Raw genomic sequence first — 20,594 nt, forward strand, 5'->3', positions numbered from 1 at the left:
CATGCGTATGATTACTGTTTATTTGATCGGTTTGGTTTTTGGCATCGGGATTTCGATTTCCGGCATGGCAAACCCTGCCAAGGTGCTGAACTTCTTTGACTTTGCAGGCACTTGGGACCCAAGCCTTGCATTCGTCATGGGGGGCGCTGTGGTTGTTGCCTTTATCGGCTACCGCTTTGTGCTCAAGCGTCCTGCACCGATCATGTCCGAACGGTTTATGTTGCCAACACGCAGCGACCTTGATGCTAAGCTGATCGGTGGCTCGGCCTTGTTTGGGGTTGGCTGGGGAATTGCCGGGTTCTGCCCGGGTGGCGCCCTGCCCGCGATTGGCACTGGCAACAACAACGTCCTGATCTTCATGGCAGCGCTTGTCGCTGGGATATTCGCAGCCAAGGCGCTGCAATCCATGAATACAACCAAACAGGCCGCGTGATGAACTGGCTCACCAACAGCCCCGTTCGCAATGGCGCTGCTTTGGTGGCCGTCGTTGGTCTAGGTCTTGGCGGGGCTCATCTTGCCTCGTCAGACCAAGCTGCAAGGCATCACGACCGCATGATGAACAATCATGTGCATGATGGCGCAGGTCATGATGAGGTCACGATGCCAGGATTGCGCGGCGAAAACGCCAGCCCGCAGGAAAGTGCAGAACTTGAGGTGCTGTTTCGCAACTTTGACACGATCACGCGCGAAGTCGAAAACTTGCCAAATGGCATCCGTACGGTCACGCGTTCTTCGGACCAGACCGTGATGGATCACTTGGTGAACCACGCCGTTGGCATGATTGATCGGGTCGGCCAGATGGACGACCCAAAGATCAGAATACAAAGCCCTACGCTGGATATCTTCTTTCTGCGTGGGGACCGGATCCTTTCTTATATCGAGATGACCGACGATGGTTTGATCATTACTCAGACATCAGAAGATCCAGAGATAGTGGCGGCCCTACAGACACACGCCGCCGAAGTGACCGCAATGTCCGATCACGGCATGCAAGCGGTGCACGAAATGATGATGGAACGCGGGATCAGCCACTAGATAACAGTGCTGCCCGCTAGACTTAAAATGGAGAAACTGAAAATGACTTATCCAATCGACCTGTCCGTCAAACCTGATGTTTCGGCACATTTTGACGAAATGACCAACACGATTACCTACATCGTGAAAGACCCAAACAGCGATCATTGCGCCATCGTCGATAGCGTCATGGATATCGATTACGCTGCGGGCCGGATCACGTATGAAGCAGCCGACCGCCTGATCGAAGAAATCAATTCCCGCGGCCTGACTGTGGACTGGATCATCGAAACGCACGTCCACGCTGACCACCTAAGCGCGGCCCCCTACCTGCAATCCAAACTCGGCGGCAAAATCGGCGTCGGTGAAAAAATCATGGTCGTGCAAGAAACATTCGGCAAAGTCTTCAACGAAGGCACCGAATTTGAACGCGACGGATCCCAATTTGATGCGCTGTTCAAAGACGGCGACACTTATATGATCGGATCGATGCAGGCGTTCGCAATGTATACGCCGGGTCACACACCCGCATGCATGGTGCATGTAGTTGGTGATGCGGCCTTTGCGGGTGACACATTGTTCATGCCTGATGGCGGTTCTGCGCGTGCGGATTTCCCGGGCGGTGATGCGGCCACGCTTTATGATAGCATCATGAAGGTTCTGTCCTTACCGGATGAAACACGCCTGTTCATGTGCCACGACTATGGCCCGAACGGTCGCGCGATCGAGTGGGAAACCACTGTTGCACAGCAAAAAGCGGAAAACATCCACGTTGGTGGCGACAAAACCCGCGAAGATTTCATCAAGTTCCGCACTGAGCGCGATGCCCAGCTGGCCATGCCAAGGCTGATCATCCCGTCCCTGCAGGTGAACATGCGTGCTGGCGAAGTTCCAACGGATGAAGACGGTAACCCGATGCTCAAAGTTCCGGTCAACGCGCTCTGATCCCAAGCTCTAAAGGAGACTCGATATGACAAACAGTACAACGATCGAAAATCTCAACAAAGCACTTCAGATGGAGATGACTGCGTCTCATCAATATCAGCTCCATGCGCATGTGCTCGACGATTGGGGCCTTGATAAACTGGCAACGAAGATGCGCGAAGAGCAAGCCGAGGAAATCGGCCACTCTGACCTGTTCATCGAACGTATCCTGTTTCTGAAGGGTGATCCGGAGATTGCCTTTTCGAACCCGCCCAAACGCGCAGGCAACTTGATTGAGATGTTTAAGGCCGATTTGGCGGACGAAACAGAAGCTGTGGAGTTCTACCTCAAGGCTGCAAGGCAGGCCTATGACGAGAATGACGTCGGCACACGCACCTTGTTTGAAACCATCGCTCTTGATGAAGAAGGCCATAAAGCGTGGCTCGAGCTTCAGCTCGAATTGATCGAACGCTTGGGTGAAAAAGCCTACAGCGCAAAACTTGTCTCGGGCCCCATGGTTGGCAACGAAGACGTTTGAAACGAACCGGAAGGTAAACATTATGGACCTCAGAACCCTTACGGCGACCCTGTCGGTCAGCCCGCAAATCTTGCCGTCCGATCTTAAGGCGATCAAAGACGCCGGATACCGTGCAGTCATCTGCAACCGTCCCGACGGCGAAGGCGCAGACCAGCCAACCTTTGAAGAGATTTCTAAGGCCGCCAAAAAGCTGGGGCTTGAGGCTGCTTATCTTCCAATCGTTGCAGGTAAAGTGTCCGACGATGATGCTTCGGACTTTGACACCGCAATGAACACCCTGCCCGGCCCGGTGCTTGCCTATTGCCGAACTGGTACGCGATCCGCGACGTTGTGGTCCTTGTCACAAGCTGAACAACGCAGCGTTGCTGACATTCTCGCGGCAACCAAAGGTGCTGGCTATGACATGGGCGGCGTTGTGCGCCGCATCGTCAATGGCGGCAAAACGCCAACTGATACAGGCGACGCAAGTTATAGCGTCGTGATCGTTGGGGCCGGTGCTGGCGGCATTGCCGCGGCCGCCAGCCTGAAGTCCCGTAAGCCGGAGCTTGAAATCGCTATCATCGACCCTGCTGACATTCACTACTACCAGCCCGGCTGGACAATGGTAGGAGGTGGTATTTTTGACCCCGAAGATACATCCCGCACCTTGGGGTCCCTGATCCCAAAGGGCGTTCACTGGATCAAATCAGCGGTTGCCGCGTTTGAACCGGAAAACAATGCTGTAGTTTTGGATGGGTGCCGAGTGGTGAAATATGATCGCCTGATCGTCTGTCCTGGTATCAAGCTGGATTGGAACAAGATCGAGGGCCTTGTCGAAACACTTGGTCAGAACGGCGTGACATCGAATTATCGTTACGATTTAGCACCTTACACGTGGAAGCTCGTGGAGGGCATGAAAGAAGGTCGCGCGATCTTTACGCAGCCACCGATGCCAATCAAATGCGCCGGCGCACCCCAAAAAGCGATGTATTTGTCCGGTGACGCATGGCATCGCCGCGGCGTTCTGAACAACATCGACATTCAGTTCAACAATGCGGGTGGCGTGCTGTTCGGGGTAAAGGATTATGTTCCAGCCTTGATGGAATACGTCGAAAAATATGACGCCTCGCTGAACTTCTTCCACAACCTTGTAGCAGTTGATGGCGCCGCCAAGAAGGCATGGTTTGATGTCTCCAAGCCGGACACTCCAGTTGAGCGTGTCGAGATGGAGTTTGACATGATGCATGTCTGCCCACCGCAGACAGCGCCTGACTTTATCCGCGTTTCGCCTTTGGCCGATGCAGGCGGCTGGGTCGATGTCGATCAAGCCACACTGCGCCACAAGACCTATGACAACGTCTGGTCCTTGGGTGATGTGATGAACGCGCCGAATGCAAAAACCGCAGCGGCAGCGCGCATTCAGGCGCCTGTTGTGGCTGACAATGTCATTTCGGACATCAACGGCGGCAACCCTGTTGCGCAATACAACGGCTATGGCTCCTGCCCGCTCACGGTTGAACGCGGCAAGATCGTCTTGGCTGAATTCGGCTACGGCGGCGTTATGCTCCCGAGCTTTCCAAAGTTCATCGTAGACGGCACGAAGCCAAGCCGCGCGGCGTGGTTCCTAAAAGAAAAGATGCTGCCTCCGATCTATTGGAAAGGCATGCTGAAGGGCCGTGAATGGATGGCGAAACCCGAAAAAATCGTCGCCAAGTAAAATCAAATCCGGCCTCCGTGCTCATGCGGCGGCCAGCAATCTACCGAGCACATCATGAAACCTGATCTGACACGCTACTTCCCCATTTTAACATGGGGGCGGACCTATGATCGTTCTGCCCTGTCCAATGACCTTGTTGCGGCCTTGATCGTTACGATCATGCTGATCCCACAGTCGTTGGCCTATGCACTTTTGGCGGGTTTGCCTGCCGAAGCAGGTCTCTACGCGTCGATCGTTCCGATCCTGCTATATGCGGTGTTTGGAACCAGCCGCGCTTTGGCTGTTGGGCCTGTTGCCGTTGTTTCGTTAATGACGGCCGCAGCGCTTAGCAACATCGTCGAGCAAGGCACCATGGGTTACGGCGTTGCTGCGCTGTCTCTGGCGGCATTGTCGGGCATCATCTTGTTGGCAATGGGGCTTTTCCGGCTCGGGTTTATTGCGAACTTCCTGTCTCACCCTGTCATTGCTGGGTTTATCACCGCCTCGGGGATCATCATCGCTGCCAGCCAGCTCAAGCATATCCTCGGGATTGATGCACATGGTCACAACCTGCTTGATATCGTGGTGTCATTGGTTGCCCACCTGCCAGAAATCAACTGGATCACCACGATTATCGGTGTCCTCGCAACGGGCTTCCTGTTTTGGGTGCGCAGCGGGCTGAAACCTCTTCTGGTTCGCATTGGCCTTTCCAGCGGATTGACTGGTGTGCTGGTCAAGACGGGACCCGTAGCCGTTGTTGTAGTTACCACCCTCGCAGTTTGGCTGTTCGGCTTGGCGAACTTTGGCGTCAAAATCGTTGGTGAAGTCCCTCAAAGCCTCCCGCCATTGACCCTCCCCTCATTCTCACCGGCCCTGATCGGTCAGCTGCTTGTGCCTGCATTCTTGATTTCCATTATCGGCTTCGTTGAATCGATCTCTGTGGCGCAAACCCTTGCGGCCAAAAAACGTCAGCGCATTGATCCTGACCAAGAACTCATCGGGCTTGGTGCGGCCAACATCGGCGCATCCCTGACGGGCGGCTTCCCTGTAACGGGCGGGTTCTCCCGTTCTGTGGTGAACTTCGATGCCGGTGCTGAAACACCTGCCGCTGGTGCCTTTACCGCCATTGGTTTGGCAATCGCCGCTCTGGCCCTGACGCCGTTGATTTATTTCCTGCCCAAGGCAACATTGGCTGCGACAATCATTGTCGCCGTGCTCAGCCTCGTGGATTTCTCAATCTTGAAACGCAGTTGGGACTACTCAAAGGCGGACTTCGCAGCGGTACTAGCGACGATCCTGATGACCCTCTTGGTTGGTGTAGAAGTTGGCGTTTCTGTTGGTGTTGGCCTGTCGATCCTGCTGCACCTTTATAAGACATCACGCCCCCATATTGCCGAGGTGGGCCAAGTCCCGGGCACTGAACACTACCGCAATATTCTTCGTCATGACGTCATCACCGATCCAAGTGTTGTAACCCTACGGGTAGACGAGAGTCTTTATTTTGCGAACGCACGCTATCTTGAAAACAAGATCCACAACCGCGTTGCGGGCGACAAAGGCATCCGTCACGTGATCCTGCAATGCGCTGCGATAAATGAGATCGATTTCAGCGCGTTGGAATCCCTTGAGGCGATCAACGAAGCGCTCAATGAGATGGACGTCAAACTGCACCTTTCCGAGGTCAAAGGCCCCGTCATGGACAGGTTGGAAGGTGGGCATTTCTTATCAGAACTGACTGGTAAAGTATTCTTGTCCCAATTCGATGCCGCCAAAGAACTCGCCACCTGACATTGACCTAAACCTGCATCCCCACTACACATTCATTATTCAGAATGTGTGGGAGGACGCAGTATGACCCTTACGAGACGACAGTTCACGACCCTTGGTGCAGCGAGCTTGTTTGCAAGCCCAGCGTTCAGCCAGACAATGATTGGTGAAAACAAGATCACATCGATCTCTGACGGCAATCTAACCCTTCCCGCAGGCATGATCTTTGATCACGTGCCCGAGGAGACGCTTGCGCCCCTACGTGAACAATACGGGCTGACGGAAGTACTTACGCCGCCATGTAATGTTACCTTGCTCCAAACGGGTGATCGCAACGTGTTATTTGATGTGGGTGCTGGATCAGAATTCATGTCCTCGGCTGGGTTTATCCTTGACGCGCTGGATGCGGCGGGCCTTTACCCCGAAGACATCACCGATGTCATTTTCACCCACGCCCATCCCGATCATATTTGGGGTTTGGTTGATGATTTTGACGACCTTCTGTTCCCGAACGCGACTTACATGATCGGCCAAAAGGAATGGGACTATTGGACCGATCCGAACACCGTGGACACAATTGACAGCGGGCGTACCACTTTCGCGGTTGGCGCGGCACGCCGACTTGCGCGTATCGAGGATAACATCACGTTCTTCAATGACGGTGATGAGGTTATTTCTGGTGTCGCAGCACGTGCCACGTTCGGCCACACGCCGGGTCATATGGCGTTCGAAATACGCAATGGCCCTAATGCGCTGATGGTATTGGGCGATTGCATCGGCAACCATCACATGGCGTTTGAACATCCCGCTTTGATTTCCGGGTCCGACCAAGATGGCGACATGGGTGCTGCGACACGGGTCGCGCTGCTAGACCAACTGGCAACAGAACAAATGCAAGTTTTGGGGTTCCACCTTGCGGGAAACGGAATTGGTCGAGTGGAACGGATGGGCGATGCCTTCCGGTTTGTGCAGGACAGCTAGGCGGTGCGACGTAGGGCCGTTGTCTGCATCAAGCGACGGGTCGCCATGGCGCCCAGCCACATGCAAAGCACAGCGACCCACGCCGTAAGCGCAAAAATTGCCCCGCCAGACATTCCTGCTCCGACTGCGCATCCGCCTGCAAGCATGCTGCCAAATCCCATAAGTGCGGCCCCAATCAGGTAAAGTTCCATCGGTGTGTCAGCGCCGAAGCGTTGGAGTTTCCATTCGCCAGTCAGCAGCGCCGTAAACCCTGCCCCCGCGAACACGCCCAATACCAACCCCACGCCAAAACCCATGGGCATGTCACGCGCAGCGACAAGCCCCATGAGCGTATCCGTTGACGGTCCGGTGAAGGTCACTGACGTAATTGGCACTACTTCGAAAGATGACTGCGCGACCCAATAAGTGCCGATCCAGCCCAACGCGACGGCAAATCCGACAAGCGCGGCCGCAATCATATGGGACAGGCGGACGTGCGATCGCCGTGCGAACCAAACAGCTGCGACCAGTGCGACCGCGCCAATGGTGGCTGCCGCCCCTGCGCCGAGGCCTAGCAAGTTCAACATGTCGCGCGCTTCTCCTCCGGGAACTTGCCACATACTGGACAACGCTTCACGAGATGGTGCCAAAATACCCGTCAATGACGCCTGTGCCACGATTGTCAGAACCAAACCAGTCACGATGGCCCGCAAGTTCCCTGTCGCGGACAACACCAACAGACGACTTGCGCACCCCCGTGCGAGGATCATGCCAGCGCCAAACATAAGCCCACCAATGATAGCCCCCGACAAGCTACCGACGTTCGCCAGCTGACGCGCGTCACTCACCCGCAGCCAGCCCATGGCGATTGCGAACTGGACAGAAAAGACCGCTGCTGCAAAGGAGATGAACCAGATGCTCAACCTTGGGCCCGGTGTTGCGTCTGCAACTTCAACGGTCGCCGCACGCAGGCAAAACCGCGAATGCTGGGCCGCTGCTCCAAACAGGAGGCCGACCAAAGCCCCGACTGCCAGCAGTACGGGGCCTTCACCGTAGGTTTCCAAAAGGTTTTCCATTGCGTACCTTTAGTCACCAATTGCAATTGTAATACAAATTATTAACGCCGTTAGTTAAGGTAAAATGTCTATTGCGCGGCCATTGGTATACGCGCCAACTGACACTGTCCCCAAAGGTCCTCAAGCGCTGCGATCAGATGATCTATGTCTTGCGCACTGTGCACGGGTGACGGCGTGATACGCAGCCTTTCTGTGCCCTTTGGAACGGTCGGGTAGTTGATAGGCTGGATGTAAATGCCGTGATCGCGCATCAGTACGTCAGACAGGAACTTACATTTCACTGGATCACCGACCATCACAGGAATGATGTGGCTTGGGTTGTCGATATGGGGAATACCTGCGGCTTCTAGACGCGCGCGGACTTCCGCTACTTTGCGTTTTTGATCCGCACGCTCGGTCGCGCTTGCCTTTAGGTGACGTACTGACGCCGCAGCACCAGCCGCAACAGCAGGCGGTAAAGCCGTGGTAAAGATGAACCCGCTCGCGAAGGACCGCACAAAGTCGCACAGTTCAGTAGAGGCCGCGATATAGCCGCCCATAACACCGAACGCCTTGCCCAAAGTGCCCTCAATGACGGTCAAACGATCCATCAGGCCGCGCTCTTCGGCAACGCCCCCGCCATGAGGGCCGTAAAGGCCAACGGCGTGAACTTCATCAAGATAAGTCATGGCATTGTAACGATCGGCGAGATCGCAAATTTCTTTGATCGGGGCGATGTCACCATCCATCGAATAGACGGATTCAAAGGCGATCAGTTTGGGTCGGTCCAAAGGCTGTGCTGCCAGCAGCTCCTCTAGGTGCTCAAGGTCATTGTGACGCCAAACCTGACGGTCTGCCTTGGAATGACGAATGCCTTCGATCATTGAGGCATGGTTTAGCGCATCCGACAGAACCAGACAGTTCGGGATACGGGCCGCAAGCGTTCCAAGGGCCGCCCAGTTGGATACATAGCCGCTGGTGAACAGCAACGCTGCATCCTTGCCGTGCAAATCCGCCAGTTCACGTTCCAACAGAACGTGGTGGTGGGTTGTGCCAGAAATATTGCGTGTTCCGCCTGCCCCAGCGCCGACGGTATTCAGCGCGTTGTGCATCGCGTCCAAAACATCGGGATGCTGCCCCATGCCAAGGTAGTCGTTTGAACACCAGATGGTGACGTCACGCTTTTCTTCGCCGTCGCGGTTTACTGCCTTGGGGAATGCCCCACGTTCACGTTCTAAATCAGCGAAAACGCGGTAGTTGCCTTCGTCGCGCAAAGCGTCAAGTTCGGCGCGAAAAAATCCAGTGTAGTTCATATCAATCCTATGCGCTTAGCTTAGCCGCCCAAGGCGTCTTGTACGATTTCATCTAGAAGGGATTGCACTTTCTGCATCTCGCCTTCGGGGTAATTCCGATAGCCAATCATGACTTCGCCATCGCGTTCGGCAACAAAGATACCGTAAGGGCAATGCGCAATGTTCATTGGGTCCGCTTCCATCACTTCACGGGACAACGACGCGGAACAGAACACAAAAATATCGGCCTCAGTGAACAACACAATGTCGCTACCGACGTCTTCGCCAGTTCGGTTCAGCATCTCACCGGTATGGCTGACGTAATCAATAACCAACCCCTGCCCGATAATCGCATTTTCAACCGAGAACGTCGCATCACCAAAAGACCCGTCAAATGTGTAATATGTGGACTCTTCTGCGACAGCCATAGTGCCGGCCGCAGTCAGACATGCTGCAATAATTAGGTTTTTCATGAGGTCCTCCCTTGTGGCGTTAAGGAACGCTAAATCACTGGGTTGGGCCGAACCTTGATCTAGATCAGGGTCCGACCCACTTTTTTGGCCCTAGCCGAACATGTCGGCTGTAATGCCGTCATACCAACCTACGGATTCCTCGTAAGTTGCCTGACGCACATCAGAGCTTTCACCCGTCTCAGAGATGAAACCGTCAACCTTGGCGATCTTCTCGTCGGTGGCTTCATAGGTCGCGCCGACTTTGACACCGTCATTGGTGTCGATCAGCGACCAGCATGTGTTAGCGAAACGTGCCGGGAACACAGTGGACCCAGTCAGTGCACCGCGCACAGCATTGGCACAGACTTTTGCCTGAGAATTGGCAGAGAAGCCTGATTTTGGCATATCGCCTTGCGCACAAGCATCGCCCAATACGTGGATGTTTTCATCCATCTTTGAAGACAAGTCAGCCGCGTTTACTGGTGCCCAGTTGCCCTCAGTAATGCCTGCGATATCCGCAATTTTGCCGGCCTTCATGGCTGGGATCACGTTACAAACGTCTACATTGTTCACATCACCATCAATGCTTAGCGTCATGGCTGCTGGATCAACTTCGACGTCGGCGCCACCAAAGTCCGGCCCGACCCGTTCGATCATGCCTGCGTAGTGCTTGTTCCAACCTTCCTCAAAAAGCCCCTGCTTGGAGAAGTTTTCCTTCGGGTCCGCGATCAGGATCTTGGCCGTTGGATTGATCTCTTTCAGGAGGTGCGCGACCATGCTGATCCGCTCATATGGTCCAGGAGGGCAACGGAACGGATTTGGCGGCGCAACCATCGCATACGTGCCGCCAGCTGGCATTGCTTCGATCTGCGATTTCAGCAGTTCAGTTTGTGAACCAGCCTTATAGGCATGTGGCATCGCGTTCTGCGCGCTCACGTCCCAACCTGCAACCGCACCATCAACAAAGTCGATGCCCGGGGACAGGATCAAACGGTCGTAAGGGATCGTGTAGCCCCCTGCTGTTGTCACTGTCTTGGCATCGCGGTCAACTCCAGTCGCCCAATCATGCACAACGTTGATACCCGTGGATGCCAGTGTGCCGTAGGAATGGCCCAAGCTGTCGATCTCGCGGAAACCGCCAAGGTACAGGTTCGAGAAGAAGCAGGTATAATAGGCACGTGTTGGCTCAATGAGCGTAACGTCGATTTCACCGTTGCTGTCTTTTGCGATGTAGCGTGCAGCCGTGGCGCCTCCCGCGCCCCCGCCAACAACAACCACACGCGGTTTACCGTGACCATCTGCACGGGCGAACGTCGGCGCAGCGAGAGTACCCGCAGTTGCCGCCGCCGTGCCAATAAAGGCGCGTCTGTTAAATTTCATAGTTTCCTCCCTTATGTGACGCCGTTCTAGTCGACGTCTTCAAAATATGCGGCAAGCGCCGCAATCTCTTCGTTGCTGAGCCGCTGGGCCATCATTTGCATAACGGGATGCGCACGAACTCCACCCTTGTAGGCATGCATCGCGACAACGAAATCCTCTGCCGGCCAATGTGTGATACTTGGAATACCTGTCGCTGCTCCGCTTGCTTGATGGCAAGACGTGCACTCCCCCGACAGGTATTCGCCGTACGCAGGATCCCCGACAATCGCGAGGATTTCTGGCGCGACTTCATGGTCAACGGCCACAGCCGTTGGTGCAGATTCCGGAATGTCTTGTGGGTTGTCTGAGTAAAGGCGCAAATATGCGAGAACATCGTCACGCTCTTGCTGATCATCCATGCCACGAAAACTCATTCGCGTTTGTGACACCAAGGCACGCGGGTCTTGGATATAAGCATCCAATGACTCGTAGTTCCAAACCAGACCACCAGCCGCCGCCCGTTGCAGACCGTTAGAATAACGAAACCCCTCGGATTCAGCTGCAGGTCGGTCGAAAATACCATTCAGATGCGGCCCAACGCGATTTACTGCGCCTTCACCAACCTGATGACACCCTGAACACTGGCGAAACAGAGTGGCACCCCGTTCAGCGTCCCCCCCGGCCTCTGCATGTGCGATTGTCGCCCCTGTTGAGAGGGCGACAATCAAAGCTGTTGTAATACGCAGTTCCGTCATTCAGCACCGGCGCTTTGAAGATAGGCCAACAGTGCAGCGTAGTCTTCTGGATTGCGAAGCCCACGGAACGACATCTTAGTGCCAGGCATCGCGGCTCGTGGATCGGCAAGGTACGCGTCAAGCGCTTCTGCAGTCCAAACGTCACCTGCTTCGGCGGCATCCTTGAAAACATTGGAATACCGGAAGCCATCAACACCACCGATTGTGCGCCCGATAATCCCGTTGAGCTGTGGGCCCGTGCGGTCAGATGCGCCTGTCCCAATTTCGTGGCAAGACTGGCACTGACGGAACACGCCTTGGCCCGCCTCGATCAGTTCAGGATCGGCAGCAGCTTCAACAACTTCGGCCTCTTGGGGGGCGTCAGCCGTCATCTCGGCTTCCGGCTCTGCCATTGAATGCTCGGCAGAGGCTTCTTCCTCGGTTTCTGGCGTCACATCCACGACAGAGGCGCGCATTGTGATTTCTACCGGGTCCTTACAATCGCTCATGCAAGGCTCGGCGCTCCAGTGTGCGTATTCCAGTTCTGCACGGTCATCCAAAACGAAGCCGCCTGCGTTGGGCATTTCAACGTCAAAGAACGTCTCGTTGCTGAGAACGAAATCGTCATCAACCATGTCGTTGGAATAAAGGATGTAGGCAACGATCGCATATGTATCGTCAGCTGACAGTGTCCCTGCGGCGCCAAACGGCATGGAACGGTTGATGTAATCAAACGCGGTGGACAGATACGGCCAGTAAGACCCTACGGTTTTTACTGGGTCTTCATCGGCTAAGGTTCCGAAACCGCCAGCAAGAACAGGCCAATTGCCGGACCCTTCCGCGAAATCACCGTGGCACGAGGCGCATTGTTCAACAAAGACTTCTTCGCCCGTCCAAACATCGCCACTACCAACAGGCAATCCGCGACCATCCGGAAGAACATCAACGTCCCATGCAGCGATTTCTTCTGGCAACGCTTCGCGACCAAGGTTGAACGGTGCATCGGACGCAGGTGCTGGCTGTGTTAGCCCACCACCGCTTGCGACAGCGGCTTGCAACGCATCGCGTTCCGCTAAAAGCTGCGCAATCTCTTCGTCAGCCGCCCGAACGTTTGCAGAGGCCGTTTCAGCACCCGCTTGGCTGGATGCCAGCTGTGCTTCAAGGTTTTCAATGGTTTGCACACCATAGTTCTTTGTTGCGACGCCGTAAGCGACCCCGACGATGAGTGCGGTGCCACCGAGTGCGGGGACAAACAGATTAAGAGACTTCGACATTCTCGGCGACCCCTTCTTCGTTTACATACCAAGTCTGGATGCAATTGTTGTGATAGACAGAATTTTCACCGCGCGCTTCGCGCAGTGCTTCTTTGGTCGGTTGGACGTAGCCTGTTTCATCAATCGCGCGCGATTGCAGGAACATCGGGCTGCCATCCCACTCAATGTCGAGGTAGAAACGGGTCAAGGCTTTGGTATCGCCCTGTTTTCCTAGACGTGCCGTCTGCCAGTTTACCCCGCCATCAATTGACACATCCACTCGGGTGATTTTGCCATGGCCGGACCACGCAAGGCCAGAAATGACCAACGGCCCTGTGCCATGTGTGATCGGCATTTGCGGGCTTGGCGATGTGACAACGGATTTCGCATCCATTTCCCAAGTCCATTTACGTGCTGTACCGTCTTCATAAACGTCGGTGTATTTCGATGTCTCTTCGCGGCTTTCTACGGCAGCATCGGTGATTTCAATCCGGCGGAGCCATTTGACCCACATGTTGCCTTCCCAACCAGGCACGACGAGGCGAACCGGGTAGCCGTGCTCCATACGCAAAGCCTCGCCGTTGGCTTTGAATGCAACGAGGACGTCATCCAAAGCTTTTTCCATGGGAATAGAACGGCCGTTGGACGACGCATCGGCGCCTTCGACGTAGACCCATTTGTCAGACAGATCGCCTGCTGCATCCAGGCCCGCTTCGGCAAGCAATGCGCGCAGTGGAACACCTGTGTATTCCATGTTGTGGATCATGCCGTGGGTGAACTGCGCGCCGTTTAGCTGTGCGCCCGCCCATTCCATACCGGTGTTGGCCGCACATTCACAGAAATACACGTGGTTTTCACGCGGCAGACGTTCTAGATCGGCATACGTAAACACCAAAGGACGATCCACCAAGCCGTTGATCATCAAACGATAATCGTCCTTCGTCAATTCAATCGCCCCAGAGTGATGACGTTCAAACGCACAGCCCTGCGGTGTGATCGTGCCCTCAAGCGCGTGGATCGGTGTGAAATTGATCGACGAGATCGGAGACGCCGTCAGCCATGCCACATTACGGCGCACAACGTCGTCTTCATATTTAATCGGCAGCCCGTATGGCGTTTCATCAACGCCGTAGCCGGTAAAGGTGGCCCAGTCTTGCAGTTCTGTGATCAGCGGATCAGGGGCGTCTTGCGCTGCCGCCTTCCCCGCCACTGTCCCTGCAGCCACCGCCGCAGAGCCGCGCAGGAACGCGCGTCGGGATGTTTTTGCGAAGTCATCCATGTTCATTGCTCTCCTTATGCACCCACCACGTCGACACTCGTATTCGGTGCCACACTCACGGTGCCTTGATTTTTGATATAATTTTCAACGACATCCCAGATCGGCGGGCCTTCTGTGCCTTCGTTGACGGACGCCCATCCCGCGACCATGTAGGTCTTGGAGGGGTCAATAGAGTCACCGGTTTTCAGCAGCGTCAGATTGCTGACACGCTCACCGATGGGTTTATTGATATCGATCCGGTAACCCATGCCACCAATGCGGACCATGTCGCCGCCCTGCTGGTAATACGGGTCTTCGTTGAACAGATTATCTGCCACATCTTCGAGGATCGTATGAATGAATTCACCTGTCATTTCAGTGCGATACGCGTTTGGATAGGTCATGGAGGTGACATTCCAAAGATCTTCACGCGTGATGTCCTGACCCGGCATAATGGATGGCCCCCAACGCACACCAGGCGACATCGCAATGTCGGCCTCGCGTTCATTGATAAGCGCGTCACAGATCAGATCATCCCATGACCCGTTGAAATTACCGCGACGGTACAGCGTTGTGTCATCAGCGGTTCGACCAAGAACCTCTGACAGTTCTGCCTCATAAGGCGCGCGCTGTTCGTCGATGACGGCGGTGACTTCGGCGTCTGGTTCGATCACATCACTGAAGATCGGGATCAGCTTGTGGCGGAAGCCCATCATCTTGCCATCGCGCACGTCGAGGTCGACGCGGCTGACGAATTTGCCGTTAGAGCCTGACGCAATGATGATCGTGTCACCGACTAACACGGGTTCTGGAAGCGCGTCATGTGTATGCCCTGCAAGGATCACGTCGATCCCTGTGACACGACCCGCCATGGCTTTGTCTACGTCAAACCCGTTGTGAGACAGGCAAACGACCAGCTCGGCCCCTGCTGCACGCACTTCATTGACCATTTCCTGCATGCGCTGATCACGAATACCGAAAGAATACTCCGGGAACATCCAACCCGGGTTGGCGATTGGCATATAGGGGAAGGCTTGACCGATGACAGCGATCTTAACGCCGCCGCGTTCAAAGAACTTATACGGCGCGAAATCCTCAGCTGGTTCGTCCCATTCACTGTCGAAAATGTTCTGGCCAAGCGCTGCGAACGGCAAATCGTTCACGATGTCACGCACCCGACCGCTGCCCAAGGTGAATTCCCAGTGGAACGTCATCGCGTCGGGTTTCAGCATGTTCATGACGTTCACGACGTCCTGACCTTCGGTGTGATAGCAGGTGTAGGACCCGTGCCATGTATCACCACCATCCAAAAGCAGCGCATCAGGGCGCGCCGCGCGGATCTGATTAACGACTGTGGACACGCGATCCATGCCACCCATCTTGCCGTAGGCCTGCCCCAATGCGGAAAAATCGTTGTAAGTCAGCGCATAAGCGGACGGACTTCCATCCTCAATACCGTAGGCACGACGGAAATCCGCGCCTGTAATGTGCGGAACGGCACCTTTGTTACCGCCGACACCAAGGTTTATCTCGGGCTCGCGGAAGTAGATCGGTTTCAACTGTGCGTGGATGTCTGTCACGTGGATCAGCGACACATTTCCGAATGTATCAAACTCAAGCAGTTGATCTTGCGTCAACGCCTGCTGCGCGGCCAATTTACCCCATTCGCCGAAGCCTGATGCGCCGTAGATTGCGCTGGCGGCCATGCTGGCCTGCAAGAAATCCCTGCGTGAGATCATTGTGCTATCCTGTTGGTTAACAGCCCTACACATGCGTAAAGCTGAATGTATCAAATGAAAGAAAGGCCCGCACAAACCAATGCGCGGGCCTAAAGGAACTTAGTTGCGAACGGACGGGCCTTCGATCGAAAGACCGTTGCCGCGCGACATTACATAAAGCTCAAGTGCGACGAACTCCGGGCTGCCAACCGAATAGGTTTCGGCCCGAGTATCGCGAACACAACCGCGGAAGCGGGAATGGACACCGTTCAAACGTGCGTTTTTCAGACGGTAAGTTGGGAAACCGTTGATCTGACCTTGGCTTAGGTGATCGGCACGAATGTTGTTGCCATAGTTGTCTTCGTGGCAATTGGCACAAGACAGATCTAGCTGACCCGTACGGGTGTAATACAGATCACGCCCCATTTCCCATGTCGCTTGTGCTGGTCCGTCGATTGCGACGTTAACCGGCATACCACGAGACACGGACGCCAACAAAGCCGTCATGTTCAACAGCTCTGATTTGTCCAAATTCCACTCTTCAGCGCCCATCTGCTCTGTGCGGCAGGCGTTGATTTGCATGGAGATTGTACGAACTTCCTCGGTTGCATCGTTCCACTTTGGATAGGTCGCCGCGACGCCCGCCATTTCCTCAGGATCCCCGTGACAGCTTGCACAGCTTTCTCCGGCTTCGCCCTCAACAGTGTTCCAAAGGTCATGACCTGAATCAACGAAGATCATACCAGGGTTTTCGAAATCATCCGCTTGCAGCGCTTGAGTTTCGGTCGCCCGATAGACCCAGCCCGAGAAAATTTCATCAAGATTTTCAAGATGATCCGGTGCCGGAGCCCGAACCGTAATCTCGATTTCACCATCGATAATTAGATTTGCGTCTTCGTCAGCCATGACAGTTCCGAACGGGACCGTCATAGCTGCACAAATTGCCGCAGTTGCTAGAAGTTTGGTTTTCATGTTGAAGCCCCTCCCCGGCTGCAAACGATCAGCTGACCGCGATTTCTTTGGTTTCTGTGTAGACGTCACCATCATCATCGTACCAAGTGAAAACAAACGAACCGCTTTCAGGAACAACCGCTTCGAACTCGACAAACGGGTTCGTGGAAATCGCTGGTTCCAAAGTGACGTCAATTACCATCTCGCCGTTAAATTCACATGTGAAACGGTTGATGATTGAACGTGGGATCGTGTTGCCATCGCCATCTTTGCGCTGACCGGATTCCATTGGATGGGAAATCAGCGTTTTGATTGTGATCGTTTCGCCGGCCGTTGCATCACGAGGGACGCGGACACGGGGTGTTACGTTATCTGCCATTGTCTTAGATCCTCTCGCTTAGCCGCCGCAGCCGCCAATAGTAACTTTTACCTCTTGGGAGGCCTGAACGAAGCTGCCGTCGGGCATCCGTGCGATGGCGACAACGTCTTGCGTGCCGGCCAAACGGATCCGGGTAGACGCAAACTGGGACCCGGCAAGCGGACCAAAGTTGAACGTACCAACGGCAGGTGTTGGGTTGCCTGCGGCCAAAATCATAATGGCTTCTGCACCCGGTGCGTTCACTTCGACTGGCACTGTGTTGCCGTTTTCAGCAATTTCCGGTGCAACCAATGTGATGCCTTCGCTACCGATTTCTGCGCCACCTGTGAAAGCTGCGATGTCGGCATCGACATCGGCGAATGCTTTGAATGGTAGAACGGTCGCGATTGCGGTGCCCATTGCCATCCACAGCGTATTTCTACGTGTAAAGTTCATGATGTCTCCTGTTGTCGTGAACACTGATTAATCAGTCAGCGTCATTAGATATGCGACCACGTCTTCAATTTCTTGAGCGGTCAAAAGCGGATCAAGATCGCCCTCAGCGGCGCGACCTGTGTATGCGTCACCGGGACGGGTGAACCCGTCCGTGCGGTAAAATGCTGGCATGATGGATTCTGGGAAAACATTCTTTGCGTTGGCAACGATGCCGCGCAAGTCTGCTTCGGTCCAGCGATCGCCAGCCCCGTCGAGCATCGGCCCAACTTCACCGTGGAATGGATATTCCTGAAGTGCTGTTACTTCGTGGCACGCAATACAATTGCCCTTGCCACGAGACACCATTACTTCGAGGCCGCGTTCTGCGTCGCCTGCCTCACCACTTAGCGATACTTCGATTTCGCCGTAGTCACCGAACGTGACGTCGTTCGGAGCCGTCTGCGCGTAGGCAAACGTGCTAATGCTCGCAGCAGCGGCTGCTAGAACAAAACGTTTCATGGTCTCTCCCTTGGTCGTCTCCCTGCTGTATACCGTAGCGCACGATCCCGTGAACTCGCAACAACAAAATCGACTTTGTGAATATGAGTTTGCCGAGTTACTAAATTATTCAACAATTCCGCGTTCTTGCAGGATACGTGCATGGTAGCGCTGGAACGATTCATCGCCCGCGTAGTGGCCTTCGCGAACCCAGTTGAGAAGATTGAGCGTTGTCCAACGACCGAAGGCACCCGGCAATGTGACGATCGTTGACTGGGATGCAATCGCATCTTCAGGCACCTCAGGTGGGAAGAACATCAGCATCGGTGTGAACTGTGCATTCCATCGTTCGACCATGTCTTTTTCTGGCAGCGTTGTGCCGTCAAAATCTGTCACCTCAACGTCGCCGAACATGTTCAATTGCACAACGTAAAAGCTCTCGTGCAGGGCCGCATCAATCTCTGGATCTGGGTAAACGTTCTCGTGCATGCGTGTGCAGTAGATGCAACCGCGTTGCTCGATGATGACCAAAAGCGTCTTGCCTTGTGCGACCGCTTCTTCGTGATCTTCGCGCAAGTCCTTAAACGTCTCCTGAATCCAAGCGGCTTCATGTAGGCCGTCATCCCCAACCTCAGCCGCGTAGACTGGCGTCATCATCAAGACCGTAGCCAAAAGCAAATTACGAAACATGTCGTGTCCTCCTATCCAATTGTAGCAAAGCCTGGGAACGTCTTGATCAGCCAATCCGCGATCACGTTCACCGAGTTCGTCGCGATCAGGATCGCAAAAACGATCAACATCGCGCCCATCACCTTTTCAACATAGCCAAGCAATGCCCGGTTGCGCGCAGCCCAGCCAAGGAACGGCCGTGCAAACAGGGCCGCAACAATAAACGGCGACGTCATTCCTAGACCGTAAACCAACAAGAGCGCCCCACCCTCCCAGATGCTGCCCATGCCACCTGCGATCATCAAGATCGATGCGAGTGCCGGACCGACGCAAGGCGTCCAACCAAATCCAAATGCCAGCCCCATCAGATACGCACCAACCATCGTTGATGGCGCAGCCGAGCTTTCAACCCGTGCTTCGCGGTAGAGCAGCGGAATTTTCAGGATGCCAAGAAAATGCAGACCAAACAGCGTCAGCACCCCGGCCGCGACCCAGCGCAATTCCTGTTTCCACTGACCAAACATCCCGCCGACGGCGGTTGCGCCCATTCCCAGCAGAACGAAAATCGTCGTCACCCCCAGCGCAAAGGCAATGGCCGATAAAATCAAACGCTTCTGTGTACCCGGTGGAAATTGGTCATCCCCGCGCAACTCGTGCATCGACAGGCCTGCCATATAGCTTAGGTAAAATGGCACCATCGGCAAAATGCAGGGTGTGAAAAACGACAGCAAGCCTGCAAAGGCTGCTCCCAAAAAGGTGATCTCAAGCACAACCAACATCCTTGCAGCAGTGATTCATTCATATTACAATAGTTGAATGTATAAAGCTTTGGCTACCCTCATAATTGCGGCCGCCCCGTTTGTCGCAGCAGCAGACACACAACTCATGATGGCGGAAGAACCGGGTTGCATGTGGTGTGCCCGCTGGAATGCCGAAGTTGGCGATGCCTATCACAAGACCCATGAAGGCGATGCAGCCCCACTTCGCCGCGTCGACATTACGGATCCAATTCCAGACGACATCATATTGGCACGCTCTGTGAATTTCACGCCGACGTTTGTGCTGCTTGTTGATGGTGCTGAGGTTGGACGGCTTGAGGGTTACGCTGGGGAAGATTTCTTTTGGGGACTGCTCGGTGTTCTTTTGAACGAAAACGGCATCGAATTCGAACAACCCATACCCGTTTCCGACGGGCAGTAATGACACATTTCGGTAATTATTTGGGATCTAACCCTCGCCAAATTAACCGCTTGAGATTAAGACATAGCAGCATAAATAGATGAAGTACGTCCAACAACTTAAGTAGATATCTACGATGGCCCTTCCCGTATTCAATGACACCATGAGCGACGATGAGCTCGACACGATGTTGAACAACGCGACAACAGCGACCAACTTTCTCAAGGCCATTGGCCATGAGGGTCGGTTGATGATCCTGTGCCACCTTGTGACGGGCGAAAAATCAGTCACCGAACTCGAAGATCTCATCTCTGCGCGCCAAGCGGCAGTATCCCAACAACTGGGGCGTTTGCGCTTAGAAGGTCTGGTCACGCCGCGGCGCGACGGTAAGACCATATACTACAGCTTGACGGATGACCGCTGTAAGCGGATTATCTCTGTAGTCTACGATTTGTTCTGCAATCAGGACTAACTGGTCGCGCTACTACCATTTCACGACCATTGG

General features: G+C 54.5%; 23 protein-coding genes. 9 read left to right on the forward strand and 14 right to left on the reverse strand.

Going from position 1 to position 20,594, the window contains the following annotated elements; translation table 11 throughout:
* Nucleotide 1: 1 nt before the first annotated feature.
* The 7 genes from L0666_RS03885 (at nucleotide 2) to L0666_RS03915 (ending at nucleotide 6,899) form a co-directional block, all read left to right on the forward strand.
* Nucleotides 2–433: a DUF6691 family protein gene (locus tag L0666_RS03885; RefSeq protein WP_235258906.1), complete on the forward strand. Its 432-nt coding sequence runs from the start codon at nucleotides 2–4 to the stop codon at nucleotides 431–433.
* Nucleotides 433–1,035 carry a hypothetical protein gene (locus L0666_RS03890; protein ID WP_235258908.1) on the forward strand — a complete coding sequence of 201 codons (603 nt, stop codon included), beginning with the start codon at nucleotides 433–435 and terminating at the stop codon, nucleotides 1,033–1,035. Before L0666_RS03885 ends, L0666_RS03890 begins: the two co-directional genes overlap by 1 nt.
* Nucleotides 1,036–1,077: 42 nt before the next feature.
* The gene (locus tag L0666_RS03895) at nucleotides 1,078–1,959 is read left to right on the forward strand and encodes an MBL fold metallo-hydrolase (protein WP_235258910.1); all 882 of its coding nucleotides are present in this window, start codon (nucleotides 1,078–1,080) and stop codon (nucleotides 1,957–1,959) included.
* Between the two features lie 25 nt (nucleotides 1,960–1,984).
* Complete coding sequence (locus L0666_RS03900) at nucleotides 1,985–2,476, forward strand: bacterioferritin (protein ID WP_235258912.1); 492 nt, start codon at nucleotides 1,985–1,987, stop codon at nucleotides 2,474–2,476.
* Between the two features lie 22 nt (nucleotides 2,477–2,498).
* Complete coding sequence (locus L0666_RS03905; RefSeq protein WP_235258914.1) at nucleotides 2,499–4,172, forward strand: bifunctional protein tyrosine phosphatase family protein/NAD(P)/FAD-dependent oxidoreductase; 1,674 nt, start codon at nucleotides 2,499–2,501, stop codon at nucleotides 4,170–4,172.
* 54 nt (nucleotides 4,173–4,226) lie between these two features.
* Nucleotides 4,227–5,939, forward strand: coding sequence for a SulP family inorganic anion transporter (locus tag L0666_RS03910; protein WP_235258916.1), 1,713 nt, complete (start codon nucleotides 4,227–4,229; stop codon nucleotides 5,937–5,939).
* 63 nt (nucleotides 5,940–6,002) lie between these two features.
* Complete coding sequence (locus L0666_RS03915; RefSeq protein WP_235258918.1) at nucleotides 6,003–6,899, forward strand: MBL fold metallo-hydrolase; 897 nt, start codon at nucleotides 6,003–6,005, stop codon at nucleotides 6,897–6,899.
* Here L0666_RS03915 and L0666_RS03920 read toward each other — a convergent pair.
* The 14 genes from L0666_RS03920 to L0666_RS03985 all read right to left on the reverse strand — a co-directional run bounded on the left by L0666_RS03920 (nucleotide 6,896) and on the right by L0666_RS03985 (nucleotide 19,680).
* Entirely contained in the window at nucleotides 6,896–7,954 is a 1,059-nt protein-coding gene (locus tag L0666_RS03920; RefSeq protein WP_235258920.1) for a YeeE/YedE family protein, read from the reverse strand. The genes L0666_RS03915 and L0666_RS03920 overlap by 4 nt on opposite strands.
* 68 nt (nucleotides 7,955–8,022) lie before the next feature.
* Nucleotides 8,023–9,246: a 5-aminolevulinate synthase gene (gene hemA, locus L0666_RS03925; RefSeq protein ID WP_235258928.1), complete on the reverse strand. Its 1,224-nt coding sequence runs from the start codon at nucleotides 9,244–9,246 to the stop codon at nucleotides 8,023–8,025.
* A gap of 20 nt (nucleotides 9,247–9,266) precedes the next feature.
* The gene (locus L0666_RS03930) at nucleotides 9,267–9,698 is read right to left on the reverse strand and encodes a DUF302 domain-containing protein (protein WP_235258941.1); all 432 of its coding nucleotides are present in this window, start codon (nucleotides 9,696–9,698) and stop codon (nucleotides 9,267–9,269) included.
* 90 nt (nucleotides 9,699–9,788) lie between these two features.
* A complete protein-coding gene (locus L0666_RS03935; RefSeq protein WP_235258943.1) occupies nucleotides 9,789–11,057 on the reverse strand; it encodes an FCSD flavin-binding domain-containing protein in 1,269 nt (422 codons plus the stop codon).
* Between the two features lie 26 nt (nucleotides 11,058–11,083).
* Nucleotides 11,084–11,791 carry a c-type cytochrome gene (locus L0666_RS03940; protein WP_235258945.1) on the reverse strand — a complete coding sequence of 236 codons (708 nt, stop codon included), beginning with the start codon at nucleotides 11,789–11,791 and terminating at the stop codon, nucleotides 11,084–11,086.
* A complete protein-coding gene (locus L0666_RS03945; protein WP_235258947.1) occupies nucleotides 11,788–13,044 on the reverse strand; it encodes a c-type cytochrome in 1,257 nt (418 codons plus the stop codon). Before L0666_RS03945 ends, L0666_RS03940 begins: the two co-directional genes overlap by 4 nt.
* On the reverse strand, nucleotides 13,028–14,302 hold the full coding sequence (gene soxC / locus L0666_RS03950) for a sulfite dehydrogenase (RefSeq protein ID WP_418887969.1): 1,275 nt from the start codon (nucleotides 14,300–14,302) through the stop codon (nucleotides 13,028–13,030). The genes L0666_RS03945 and soxC overlap by 17 nt, the downstream gene beginning before the upstream one ends.
* A gap of 14 nt (nucleotides 14,303–14,316) precedes the next feature.
* On the reverse strand, nucleotides 14,317–16,020 hold the full coding sequence (gene soxB / locus L0666_RS03955; protein ID WP_235258964.1) for a thiosulfohydrolase SoxB: 1,704 nt from the start codon (nucleotides 16,018–16,020) through the stop codon (nucleotides 14,317–14,319).
* Between the two features lie 99 nt (nucleotides 16,021–16,119).
* Complete coding sequence (gene soxA, locus L0666_RS03960; RefSeq protein ID WP_418887970.1) at nucleotides 16,120–16,971, reverse strand: sulfur oxidation c-type cytochrome SoxA; 852 nt, start codon at nucleotides 16,969–16,971, stop codon at nucleotides 16,120–16,122.
* 28 nt (nucleotides 16,972–16,999) lie between these two features.
* Nucleotides 17,000–17,329: a thiosulfate oxidation carrier complex protein SoxZ gene (gene soxZ / locus L0666_RS03965; protein WP_216036699.1), complete on the reverse strand. Its 330-nt coding sequence runs from the start codon at nucleotides 17,327–17,329 to the stop codon at nucleotides 17,000–17,002.
* An 18-nt stretch (nucleotides 17,330–17,347) separates the two neighbouring features.
* Nucleotides 17,348–17,764 carry a thiosulfate oxidation carrier protein SoxY gene (soxY, locus tag L0666_RS03970; RefSeq protein ID WP_235258979.1) on the reverse strand — a complete coding sequence of 139 codons (417 nt, stop codon included), beginning with the start codon at nucleotides 17,762–17,764 and terminating at the stop codon, nucleotides 17,348–17,350.
* A 27-nt stretch (nucleotides 17,765–17,791) separates the two neighbouring features.
* A complete protein-coding gene (gene soxX, locus L0666_RS03975; RefSeq protein ID WP_235258981.1) occupies nucleotides 17,792–18,262 on the reverse strand; it encodes a sulfur oxidation c-type cytochrome SoxX in 471 nt (156 codons plus the stop codon).
* 105 nt (nucleotides 18,263–18,367) lie between these two features.
* Complete coding sequence (locus tag L0666_RS03980) at nucleotides 18,368–18,931, reverse strand: thioredoxin family protein (protein WP_235258983.1); 564 nt, start codon at nucleotides 18,929–18,931, stop codon at nucleotides 18,368–18,370.
* An 11-nt stretch (nucleotides 18,932–18,942) separates the two neighbouring features.
* Nucleotides 18,943–19,680 (reverse strand): cytochrome c biogenesis CcdA family protein, encoded by a 738-nt coding sequence (locus L0666_RS03985; RefSeq protein ID WP_235258985.1) that lies wholly within the window; start codon nucleotides 19,678–19,680, stop codon nucleotides 18,943–18,945.
* A 46-nt stretch (nucleotides 19,681–19,726) separates the two neighbouring features.
* Here L0666_RS03985 and L0666_RS03990 point away from each other — a divergent pair, with 46 nt between their 5' ends.
* A complete protein-coding gene (locus tag L0666_RS03990; protein ID WP_235258987.1) occupies nucleotides 19,727–20,110 on the forward strand; it encodes a hypothetical protein in 384 nt (127 codons plus the stop codon).
* Between the two features lie 115 nt (nucleotides 20,111–20,225).
* Nucleotides 20,226–20,561 (forward strand): ArsR/SmtB family transcription factor, encoded by a 336-nt coding sequence (locus L0666_RS03995; RefSeq protein WP_216036693.1) that lies wholly within the window; start codon nucleotides 20,226–20,228, stop codon nucleotides 20,559–20,561.
* The last annotated feature ends 33 nt before the right edge of the window (nucleotides 20,562–20,594 follow it).

It is taken from the genome of Octadecabacter algicola, from assembly GCF_021532625.1.
Lineage (GTDB): Bacteria > Pseudomonadota > Alphaproteobacteria > Rhodobacterales > Rhodobacteraceae > Octadecabacter > Octadecabacter algicola.